Origin of the sequence: Pseudomonas marincola (assembly GCF_900116605.1) — a bacterium.
GTDB lineage: Bacteria > Pseudomonadota > Gammaproteobacteria > Pseudomonadales > Pseudomonadaceae > Aquipseudomonas > Aquipseudomonas marincola.
In genome coordinates this window covers 38,806-50,228 of sequence record NZ_FPBC01000007.1, presented here as the reverse complement: position 1 = coordinate 50,228, position 11,423 = coordinate 38,806, and the positions used below count along the sequence as shown (strand labels likewise).

The following is an 11,423-nucleotide window of genomic DNA, read 5'->3' as shown; positions in this document are numbered from 1 at the left end:
CCAAGCTATCACCGAATTGGTGGAGTCAGGTTCGTGAGCCTGAGGTCCTGAGACAAGGCGCTGCACCGAGCCATAGCCATCTATGGCGAGGTGCAGCAACGCAGTATCAGGCCCTCAGGGGCCGACCCTGACCCGCCAATTTAGTTGCCGTAAACCTGCTCAGGCAACCACGTGATCAAGCCTGGATACATGTAGGCAATCACCAGCAGGAACAGCTGAATCAGGATAAACGGCACGACACCTTTGTAGATCGTGCTGGTCGGAACCGACTGTGGCGTAACACCACGCAGGTAGAACAGCGCAAAACCAAACGGTGGCGTCAGGAAGGATGTTTGCAGGTTGAGTGCAATCATGACCCCCAGCCAGATCGGGTCGAGGCCCATCGCCAGCAACACCGGGCCCACAATCGGCACCACCACGAAGGTGATTTCGATGAAGTCGAGGATGAAGCCGAGGAAGAAAATCACCACCATCACCAGGAAGAACGCACCCAGTACGCCGCCAGGCAATTGCGCGAATACGTCCTCGATCAGGATTTCGCCGCCGAAGCCACGGAATACCAGGGAGAACAGCGAGGCGCCGATGAGGATCATGAAGACCATCGCGCTGATTTCGGTGGTGCCGTAAGCCACTTCACGCAGTTGGGTGAAGTTCAGCTTGCGCTTCACGGTTGCCAGAACCATTGCGCCCAAAGCACCCAGCGCCGCAGCTTCTGTAGGAGTGGCGTAACCGGCAAGGATCGAGCCCAGCACGGCCGCAATCAGAATCAGCGGCGGGATAAGTGCATTGGCCAGCTTGCCCCACTCGATCGGGCCGAGCTCTTCCTGCGGCAGTGCCGGCAGTTTTTTCGGCTGAAAAATGGCTACCGCGATGATGTACAGAATGTACATGCCCACCAGCAGCATGCCTGGCAGGAACGCACCAACGAACAGGTCACCCACCGAGACGGTCTTGGGCGAGAAGATGCCCATCTTCAACTGCGCTTGTTGGTAGGCGCTGGACATTACGTCACCCAGCAAAACCAGCACGATCGACGGCGGGATGATCTGGCCCAACGTGCCGGTCGCGGCGAGTGTGCCAGTCGAAATGGCCGGGTCGTAACCGCGACGCAACATGGTTGGCAATGCCAGCAAACCCATGGTGACTACAGTTGCACCCACGATACCGGTGGAGGCAGCAAGCAGTGCGCCTACCACGCAAACCGAGATGGCCAGACCGCCACGCAGCGTGCCGAACAAACGCGACATCGACTCCAGCAAGTCTTCGGCAACCCTGGATTTCTCCAGCATCACTCCCATGAACACGAATAGCGGCACCGCCAACATGGTCTGGTTGTTCATGATGCCAAACAGACGGTTGGGCAGGGCGCTCAGATACGTTGCATCAAAGGTGTTGGTCAGCACGCCAATACCGGCGAAAACCAGCGATACACCACCGAGGGTGAACGCCACCGGATAGCCGGCCATCAAGGCCACGCAGATACAGATAAACAGCAGAATCGGCATCAGCTCAGCCATGTTTCACCTCCGGCTCGGGCAGGCGACCGGCGAGCAGATAAATACCTTTAATCAGATCGGAGATGCCTTGCAGAACCAGAGACACAACCAACACCAGAATGATGCTTTTTTGCAGATAGACGTAATGCAGGCCGCCTGACTCGCTGGACGCTTCATGCGTTGCCCACGAGTTGGCGACGTAATCCCAGCTGCTCCAGCCGAGGAACAGGCACAGCGGCAGCAGGAACAGCAGCGTGCCGCCGATGTCGACCAGCGCCTGACGTTTCGGGCTGAACTTCTGGTAGAAAATATCCACTCGAACGTGGGCATTGCGTTGCAGTGTCCAGGCGGAGGCACCCATGAACACAAGGGCGTGTGCGTACAACACCGCTTCTTGCAGGGCGGTGGCGCCAATCCCGAAACCGTAACGCAGAACCACAACGATGGCTGTGCCAAGCACCAGAAATACGGTGAGCCAGGCACACGCCTGACCGAAGCGCATGTTCAGTGCATCGATGAAACGAGCGATTGCTAATGGAAGTGGGGGCTTGTCGGACATAAGGAGTCCTTATCGTTATAGGGTTTGAATTGCAGGCACAGGCTAGCTGAAACCACGACGCGCGATCATGTAGCAATTAGTTGCAGTGATATTGTTGTTCAGTTTCTACTCTGCAGGCACTAAAAAACTGCCCAAGGCAGTTATCAGATTGTCCCTAATCTGCAGAGGGGCCAGGCCCGGAGCAAAAGTTGAGCGTATTTCAGCCCATTTTCGCCACGCAAAACTGTACGCAGTGAAAAGTCAGGCGATTCTAGGCACCTGTTGATAATGCGGCAATGGCACTACAACTTTAGTCGAATCTACTAGGCTTGAGCGCTAGTTCACCCTATGTTAGTCAGGCGTGGTCTGCCAACAGTGATCCTGTGGTCAGACCAATACAACAAGAAGGAGCATTGAATGAAACGTCGTCAAATACTCGCGGCCGCGGGTGTAGGTCTGGCAGCTACTGCTTTGGCAGGCTGCAAAGAAGAGGCTAAAACTGCTGGCGAACCCCAAAAAGGCGCGGGTGGTGAGACTTTTAACTGGAAGATGGTTACTTCGTGGCCAAAAAACTTTCCGGGCGTTGGCGTAGGTGCCGAACGTTTCGCCACGCTCGTCAATGAGATGAGTAATGGTCGTCTGAAGGTCAAGGTTTACGCCGCTGGGGAGCTGGTGCCGGCACTTGAAGTCTTCGACGCTGTTTCGCGTGGTACTGCTGAAATGGGCCACGGTGCTCCTTACTACTGGAAAGGCAAAGTGCCTGCTGCCCAGTTCTTCTGCGCCTTGCCATTTGGCCCTAATGCCCAGGAAATGAATGCCTGGCTGCACAAGGGTGGCGGCATCGAATTGTGGGAAGAGGCGTATAAGCCTTTCGGCGTACTGCCAATGGCGTGCGGCGCTACCGGCGTGCAAACCGCTGGCTGGTTCAACAAAGAAATCAACTCGGTTGATGACTTCAACGGCCTGAAAATGCGTACTCCGGGCCTGGGCGGCGAAGTGCTGACCAAAATGGGCGGTACTGTGGTCAACATGCCAGCGGGTGAAATCTTCACCGCACTGCAAACCGGTGCCATCGACGCTACCGAGTGGATTGGTCCGTACAACGATCAGGCGCTGGGTCTGCACAAAGCAGCCAAGTACTACTACACACCAGGCTGGCAAGAGCCGAACGTAACGTTCGAACTGGACGTCAACATCAAGGCATGGGAAAGCCTGCCAAAAGACCTGCAAGCCATCGTGCGTGCAGCGGCCCGTGATGTGAACGGCGACATGCTCGACGATTACAACACGCGCAACATGGAAGCCATGGAACAGCTGAAGAAAGAAGGCGTCGACGTGCGTCGTCTGCCGGATGACGTGCTGGCCAAGCTCAAGGAAGTGGCATCGGGCGTCGTCGACGCCACTGCAGCAGCCGACCCGGTTGCGGCCAAGGTTTGGGCTCAGCAGAGCGCATTCCTTGAGCGTATGTATGAATACGCCGAGGCCAACGAGAAAGACATCTACAACATCCGCGGCTAATTTAGCGGATATGCAAAAACGCCGACTTTCGAGTCGGCGTTTTTGTGTCTGCTGGCTGTGCTTTTCAGACCGCTCAGCGGCGCGGAGGGAGTGAGCGGGTTCTCCCGCTGCCATCAATAGCGACGAATACGAAAACGGCTTCGGTTACCTTGCGCCACTCGCTTGAGAGCGGATCATCGCTCCACACCTCGACCATCATCTGGATCGAGCTGCGGCCGACTTCCAGTGCCTGGGTATAAAAAGATAATTGCGCGCCAACGGCTACCGGCACCAGAAACGCCATGCGGTCGATTGCAACGGTTGCAACACGTCCGCCAGCAATCTTGCTGGCCATTGCCGTGCCTGCCAAATCCATTTGAGCTACCAGCCAACCGCCGAAAATATCACCAAAACCATTGGTTTCACGGGGGAGGGCGGTGATCTGAAGGGCCAGATCGCCTTGTGGTATCGGGTCTTCCTGTTCGAAATCGTTCATCTAATTAACGGCTCTCAGCGCGGTTATTGTTATCAGCGCGTATCAGCTCGGTAAAAATGCTTGCGAGGCACCTGAGTGCGACGCATAAACCGGCACATGCTTGGCGCTGGTCTAAAGGCTGCGCTGTCAAATAGCTAGCAGACCCTCAAAGCATGGGCATGCAGAGTATACCGACTGAGCAGTCGCTGGGCGACTGCCAGCACAGCTTATGTCGTGCTGTTCGCCGACTTTTGCCATGTTTTAAGCATAAAAAGTGGCAAAAGGATGTCACGGTCATCTAACTGTCACATTGCTTTCATAGATTGGTCACAAGGCCTGCTGATAATGGCCCCGTTCTTTCCAACACCCTTTCTGCTAGGAGCAAGGCATGAATCTGAAGCGTTTGATGGCGGCCATGACTTTTGTCGCCGCTGGCGTCGCCACCGCCAATGCGGTAGCCGCTATCGACCCGGCACTGCCGACCTATGAAAAGACCTCGGGCGTCTCGGGTAACTTGTCGAGCGTAGGCTCTGACACCCTGGCCAACCTGATGACTCTCTGGGCTGAGAACTACAAGAAACTTTACCCCAACGTAAACATCCAGATTCAGGCTGCTGGTTCTTCTACCGCGCCACCTGCACTGACTGAGGGTACTTCCAACCTCGGCCCGATGAGCCGCAAGATGAAAGATGCCGAGCTGCAGGCTTTTGAAGAAAAGTATGGCTACAAGCCAACTGCAATCCCGGTGGCTATCGACGCCCTGGCTGTATTCGTACACAAAGACAACCCGATCAAAAGCCTGAGCATGCAACAGGTTGACGCGATCTTCTCGAGCACCCGTCTTTGCGGCGAAGCTAAAGAAATCAAGACCTGGGGTGATGCTGGTCTGACTGGCGACTGGGCTAGCAAGCCGGTTCAGCTGTTCGGTCGTAACTCGGTATCCGGCACTTACGGTTACTTCAAAGAAGAAGCCCTGTGCAAAGGTGACTTCCGTTCGAACGTGAACGAGCAGCCTGGTTCGGCTTCGGTTGTGCAGTCGATCTCGAGCACAGTTAACGCCATCGGTTACTCGGGCATTGGCTACAAGACTTCCAGCGTTCGTGCTGTCGCGCTGCTGGACAAGAACGGTGTGGCTGAAGAAGCTACTGAAGGTAACGCTCTGGCAGGTAAATACCCGTTGTCGCGCTTCCTTTACGTCTACGTGAACAAGGCTCCAAACAAGGCTCTGAGCCCGCTGGAAGCTGAATTCGTGAAGATGGTTCTGTCCAAGCAAGGTCAGGAAGTTGTGGTCAAGGATGGTTACATCCCGCTGCCTTCCAAAGTGGTTGCCAAGACCATGAAGGACCTGGGCCTGTAAGGCGTCTTCAAGACTTCTTATAGCCTCCAGCAGCAACGCCCGCCCTCCTTTGGAGAGGTGGGCGTTGTCGCGTCACCTCTCTGTAATCTTTCTGTCACACAAGATCGTTAAATTCATGCTTCCGCTTTAATCAGCGGCGCGAGTGCGTAACCCGCCCCAGAGATTTTTGTATGAACGACTTGGCCAATGAAACCATGACCGCTCCTTCGAACAGCAGCCAACGGCTGGACTTCAATACGCCCGCCTTGCTGCGCAAGCGTCGCTCACGTGCGCTCAAAGACCGCATGGCGCGCTGGTACGTTTCAATCGGCGGCCTGGCCGTTCTGGCTGCAATTACCCTGATTTTCTTCTACCTCGCCTACGTGGTTATGCCGATCTTCTCTGGCGCCAGTATCGAGGCAAAAACCGAACAGCAGCCTGGCTGGCTGGCTGGCGAAGGCAAACCGCTGATGCTCGCGGTGGAAGAGCAGAACAAGGTTGCCATGCGCCTCAATACTGAAGGCCACGTGCAGTTCTTTGCCATGAAAGATGGCTCGGCCCTGACCAACTTTGATCTGCCGCTGCCAGCGGGTGCCACCATCACCTCGCACAGTGAAGATCAGCCGGGTAGCCGCCGCACCATCATTGGTCTGTCGAATGGACAGGCGCTGGTGTTCAAGCAGAATTACGCCGTCAGCTACCCCAACAACGTAAAAACCATCACCCCGGTTTTGCAATATCCATTCGGTGAAGAGCCAATCGCCCTTGACCCGCAGGGTCGTCCGCTTGAGCACGTGGCGATGAACCTGAATGGCGATAACCTGATTATTTCGGCATCGACCGGCAATGAATTGCACGTATTGTCGATGACCAATGAAGAAAATGAATTCACCGGCGAAGTCTCGCAGTCGCAAGAGCGCCTGAGCCTGCCGCAGATGGCCGAGCCGATCAGTTCGATGCTGATCGACCCGCGTCAGCAGTGGCTTTATGTGTTCAATGGCAAGTCTGCCGCCAGTGTGTTCGACCTGCGCAGCAAAACCCTGAATGGCCGTTACAACCTGCTTTCGGGCAATGCCGAAGTAACTGCAGTGAGCCCATTGCTGGGCGGTATTTCGCTGCTGATTGGTAACAGCCTGGGCGGCATTGATCAGTGGTTCATGGTGCGTGACAACGACGGCAAGTCGGCACTGACGCACATTCGCGGCTTCCAGATGAGCGACAGCCCGATTACCCAATTCATGCCGGAAGAGCGCCGCAAGGGTTTCATGGCGCTGGACGCGAAAGGCAATATGGGTATTTTCCACAGCACCGCTCACCGCACCCTGCTGGTTGAAAAGGTTGCTGATGGCGATGCAGTCGCGGCCCTGTCACCGCGTGCATCGCGTGTGCTGGTCGAGTCGAATGGCACGTTGCAGACTTACAAGATTGATAACCCGCACCCGGAAGTTTCCTGGAGTTCGCTGTGGGGTAAGGTCTGGTACGAAAACTACGACGAGCCCAAGTACATCTGGCAGTCGACCTCGGCCAACAGTGATTTCGAGCCGAAGCTGAGTCTCGCGCCGCTGACGTTCGGTACTCTGAAAGCAGCCTTCTACGCGATGCTGCTGGCTGCGCCACTGGCAATTTGCGCTGCAATCTATACCGCCTACTTCATGGCGCCGGCCCTGCGCGGCAAGGTCAAGCCGGTCATTGAGCTGATGGAAGCATTGCCGACGGTTATTCTCGGTTTCTTCGCCGGCCTGTTTCTGGCGCCGTATGTCGAAGGTCATCTGCCCGGCATATTCAGCTTATTGTTGCTAACGCCAATCGGCATTCTGCTTGCCGCCTATGGCTGGAGCCGCTTGCCTGAGCGCATCCGCCTGATCGTTCCGGATGGCTGGGAAGCCGCTCTGCTGATTCCGGTGATTCTGCTGGTAGCCGGCGGTTCGCTGAGCATGAGCGGACATATGGAAAACTGGTTCTTCGGCGGCGACATGCGCCTGTGGCTGAGCAACGATCTGGGCATTGCCTTCGATCAGCGCAACGCACTGGTGGTTGGTCTGGCGATGGGTTTTGCGGTCATCCCGAATATCTACTCGATTGCTGAAGACGCCGTGTTCAGTGTGCCCAAGAGCCTTACATTTGGCTCCCTGGCACTTGGCGCAACGCCTTGGCAGACCCTCACCCGCGTGGTGATCCTGACAGCCAGCCCGGGTATTTTCTCGGCACTGATGATCGGCCTGGGCCGTGCGGTTGGTGAAACCATGATTGTACTGATGGCCACCGGCAACACCCCGATCATGGACATGAACATCTTTGAAGGCCTGCGCACGCTGGCCGCCAACGTCGCGGTGGAAATGCCGGAATCGGAAGTGGGCAGTAGCCACTACCGCATCCTGTTCCTGTCGGCGCTGGTGCTGTTGAGCTTCACCTTCGTGATGAACACGCTGGCTGAAATCATTCGTACCCGCCTGCGTAAGAAATACGCTTCGCTCTAAGACTCGGGAAGGTAGACGTCTGTGAAAAAGCAAAACCTCAAATCCTAGTTCAAGAGCGGTTCTCCTTGGGTCTGGATGACAGCCGGCGGTGTTTCCATCGCCGTGATCATGACCATCGGCCTGTTAGCTGTCATTGCCACGCGTGGTCTGGCGCACTTCTGGCCAGCCGATGTAATTGAAGCCACTTATCAAATCCCGGGCGAAGCGCCACGGGTGATGGCTGGTGAACTGGTGCAGGCTGAAGAAGTCCCGCGCGCACGTCTGGCAGCTGCCGGCTTGCCGGTGGAAGTCAAAGGCGGCGAGTTCATGACCCGTGAACTGTTCAAGGTCGGTAACCGTGATGTGTACGGTGCTGACTTCAGCTGGGTGGTCGATGAGTGGATGAGCGACAAGAAGACCCCAGAGAAGATGGTGGTCATGGAGCGCCGTGAGTGGGGCAACTTCTACGGCTATCTGGTCAATGTCAAAGAGTCCGGCAATTTGGTCGCTGAGGGCGATGCAGCATGGGATGAGCTGCAAAAGCGCATCACCCGCATCGACGAGCTGCATGCCGAGATCACCAAACTTGAGAAGAAAGACATCGGCCGCATCAACTACGGCTTGGAAGGCCTGCGCCTGAAAAAGCGCAGCCTAGAACTCAAGGATGAACTCAGTCCGGCCGCTCAGGCGGATCTCGACGCTGAGCGTGCACAGTGGGATGCCGAGTACAAAGTGCTCGAAACCCAACTGGTCGCGCTCAACAAGGAGTTCAATCGCGACACCGTAACAGTGAAGACTGTTGATGGCCGCGAGCAGGAAATCAGCCTGGGCAAAGTGGTTCGTGCTTATCAGCCTAACGCCATGGGTATTGGCCAGAAACTGAGCTTCTATGGCGCCAAGGTGTGGGAGTTCGTCAGCGATGATCCGCGTGAGGCTAACACCGAAGGCGGTATCTTCCCGGCGATTTTCGGCACCATCATGATGACCTTGATCATGGCGGTCATCGTCACACCGTTTGGTGTACTGGCGGCAATCTACCTGCGTGAATACGCCAAGCAAGGGCCGCTGACCCGCACGATCCGTATCGCGGTAAACAACCTTGCCGGGGTTCCGGCGATTGTTTACGGGGTGTTTGGTTTGGGCTTCTTCGTCTATGTACTGGGCGGCTCGCTCGACCGGATCTTCTTCCCCGAGGCCGCACCGGCACCTACTTTCGGTACGCCTGGCTTGTTATGGGCATCGTTGACGCTGGCCATTCTGGCGGTACCTGTGGTGATTGTGGCGACCGAAGAAGGCCTGGCACGGATTCCCCGCGCTCTGCGTGAAGGCTCACTGGCGCTCGGCGCAACCAAGGCTGAAACCCTGTGGAAAGTGGTGCTGCCAATGGCCAGCCCGGCGATGATGACCGGTCTGATTCTGGCGGTTGCCCGCGCAGCCGGTGAAGTGGCACCGCTGATGCTGGTGGGTGTGGTCAAGCTGGCGCCGTCGTTGCCGGTTGATGGCAACTACCCCTACTTGCACCTCGACCAGAAGATCATGCACCTGGGCTTCCATATTTATGACGTTGGCTTCCAGAGCCCTAACGTCGAGGCTGCCCGCCCGCTGGTATACGCCACAGCGCTGTTGCTGGTGCTGGTGATTGCGCTGCTTAACCTCAGCGCGGTATTCATCCGTAACCACCTGCGCGAGAAGTACAAGGCGCTGGATCATTAATCATTTTTTCGCAGATGCCCGCATCTGCGCAGACAGAAACTGCTGAAACCTGATTGCCTGAGTTTCAGTGGTTTCTCAACAAATTGTTAGCGTAGGGAGCATCCCATGCAGCACGGAACACCCACACACGGTATCGACATTTCAGCCCTTGGCCGCGAAAAGCAGAGCCTTGATCTCGCCTCGGAAACGACCGCGATCGAAGTGCCGGGCCTGAACCTTTATTACGGCGACAAGCAGGCTCTGTTTGATGTCAGCCTGAACATTCCGAAGAAGCGTGTTACTGCCTTCATCGGTCCGTCGGGTTGCGGCAAGTCGACCCTGTTGCGCACCTTCAACCGTATGAATGACCTGGTTGATGGTTGCCGCGTTGAAGGCGAAGTGAACCTCGACGGCACCAACATCTACCGCAAGGGCGAAGACGTTGCCGACCTGCGTCGTCGCGTTGGCATGGTGTTCCAGAAGCCGAACCCATTCCCGAAAAGCATCTATGAAAACGTGGTCTACGGCCTGCGTATTCAAGGCGTGAACCAGAAGCGCATTCTCGATGAAACCGTTGAGTGGGCACTGAAAAGTGCTGCGCTGTGGGATGAAGTAAAAGACCGTCTGCACGAGTCGGCACTGGGCATGTCCGGTGGTCAGCAACAGCGTCTGGTGATCGCGCGTACTGTTGCGGTACAGCCAGAAGTTCTGCTGCTCGATGAGCCTTGCTCAGCCCTCGATCCGATCTCGACGCTGAAAGTTGAAGAGCTGATCTACGAACTGAAATCCAAGTACACCATCGTCATCGTGACCCACAACATGCAACAGGCGGCGCGGGTTTCCGACTACACCGCGTTCATGTACATGGGCAAGTTGATCGAGTATGGCGACACCGATACGTTGTTCACTAATCCAGACAAAAAGCAGACCGAGGATTACATCACCGGTCGCTACGGTTGATGATCGCTTCGGCCCCTTTCAGGCGCACTGAGCGGCGGCAGGCCTTCTTGCTCGGCACTGCCTGACAGGGCCCGACTCTGGCGAAGCGCCCAAGGCTTGAGCCCTTGGATCAAGCGTCGGGTTTGACTTTGACGAGTAGCGTTTTGGCAGTGGGTTTGAGATTTGGCTTTCGGTTTTTTGGGTTTAACTAATTTCGCGTCGCAAGGGCTTGAGCATGATTAATAAAGACAGTCTTACCCATCACATTTCTCAGCAGTTCAATGCGGAGTTGGAAGAGGTGCGCAGCCATCTTCTGGCGATGGGTGGGCTGGTTGAGAAGCAGGTTAACGATGCGGTGACTTCGCTTATTGAAGCGGATTCCGGTCTGGCGCAGCAGGTGCGCGAGATGGATGAGCAAATCAATAAGATGGAAACCAACATCGACGAAGAGTGCCTGCGCATTCTTGCCCGTCGCCAGCCGGCGGCGTCTGATTTGCGACTGATCATCAGCATCTCAAAGTCGGTAATCGACCTGGAGCGCATTGGTGATGAGGCGAGCAAGATCGCCAAACGCGCCATCGAGTTGTGCGAAGAAGGCGAAGCGCCGCGTGGTTATGTTGAGGTTCGCCACATTGGTGATCAGGTACGTCGCATGGTGCAGGAGTCGCTCGATGCCTTTGCCCGCTTTGACGCTGATCTGGCGCTGAGCGTTGCCCAGTACGACAAGACCATCGATCGCGAGTACAAGACGGCGCTGCGTGAGTTGGTGACCTACATGATGGAAGACCCGCGTTCGATTACCCGCGTGTTGAGCATTATCTGGGTGTTGCGCTCGCTCGAACGTATCGGCGATCACGCGCGCAATATCTCCGAGCTGGTGATTTATCTGGTACGCGGTACCGATGTTCGCCACATGGGCCTCAAGCGCATGGCGGAGGAAGTTGAAGGCACCGCCAGCAACCCAGACAACAAAGGCCAATAAGCTTTTTAGCGG

General features: G+C 56.2%; 9 protein-coding genes. 6 read left to right on the top strand and 3 right to left on the bottom strand.

Annotated features, from left to right (window positions below; translation table 11 throughout):
- Positions 1–140 precede the first annotated feature (140 nt).
- Both BM395_RS12700 and BM395_RS12695 read right to left on the bottom strand, forming a co-directional pair.
- On the bottom strand, positions 141–1,517 hold the full coding sequence (locus BM395_RS12700; RefSeq protein WP_069899957.1) for a TRAP transporter large permease: 1,377 nt from the start codon (positions 1,515–1,517) through the stop codon (positions 141–143).
- Positions 1,510–2,055: a TRAP transporter small permease subunit gene (locus BM395_RS12695; protein ID WP_090512355.1), complete on the bottom strand. Its 546-nt coding sequence runs from the start codon at positions 2,053–2,055 to the stop codon at positions 1,510–1,512. Before BM395_RS12695 ends, BM395_RS12700 begins: the two co-directional genes overlap by 8 nt.
- Positions 2,056–2,451: 396 nt before the next feature.
- Between BM395_RS12695 and BM395_RS12690 the strand changes: the two genes are divergently transcribed.
- Positions 2,452–3,552: a TRAP transporter substrate-binding protein gene (locus BM395_RS12690; protein WP_069899955.1), complete on the top strand. Its 1,101-nt coding sequence runs from the start codon at positions 2,452–2,454 to the stop codon at positions 3,550–3,552.
- Positions 3,553–3,625: 73 nt separating this feature from the next.
- Here the strand turns inward: BM395_RS12690 and BM395_RS12685 are convergent, their stop codons facing one another.
- Positions 3,626–4,027 (bottom strand): acyl-CoA thioesterase, encoded by a 402-nt coding sequence (locus BM395_RS12685; RefSeq protein WP_090512353.1) that lies wholly within the window; start codon positions 4,025–4,027, stop codon positions 3,626–3,628.
- A gap of 367 nt (positions 4,028–4,394) precedes the next feature.
- Between BM395_RS12685 and BM395_RS12680 the strand changes: the two genes are divergently transcribed.
- From BM395_RS12680 to phoU, 5 genes are all read left to right on the top strand, one after another.
- Positions 4,395–5,363, top strand: a complete 969-nt coding sequence (locus BM395_RS12680) for a phosphate ABC transporter substrate-binding protein PstS (protein ID WP_069899952.1) — start codon at positions 4,395–4,397, stop codon at positions 5,361–5,363.
- A 170-nt stretch (positions 5,364–5,533) separates the two neighbouring features.
- Positions 5,534–7,819 (top strand): ABC transporter permease subunit, encoded by a 2,286-nt coding sequence (locus BM395_RS12675; protein ID WP_090512350.1) that lies wholly within the window; start codon positions 5,534–5,536, stop codon positions 7,817–7,819.
- Positions 7,820–7,894: 75 nt separating this feature from the next.
- A complete protein-coding gene (pstA, locus tag BM395_RS12670; RefSeq protein ID WP_090512347.1) occupies positions 7,895–9,511 on the top strand; it encodes a phosphate ABC transporter permease PstA in 1,617 nt (538 codons plus the stop codon).
- 105 nt (positions 9,512–9,616) lie between these two features.
- Entirely contained in the window at positions 9,617–10,450 is an 834-nt protein-coding gene (gene pstB, locus BM395_RS12665) for a phosphate ABC transporter ATP-binding protein PstB (protein ID WP_090512345.1), read from the top strand.
- 214 nt (positions 10,451–10,664) lie between these two features.
- Positions 10,665–11,411, top strand: coding sequence for a phosphate signaling complex protein PhoU (gene phoU / locus BM395_RS12660; protein WP_090512342.1), 747 nt, complete (start codon positions 10,665–10,667; stop codon positions 11,409–11,411).
- Positions 11,412–11,423: the final 12 nt, after the last annotated feature.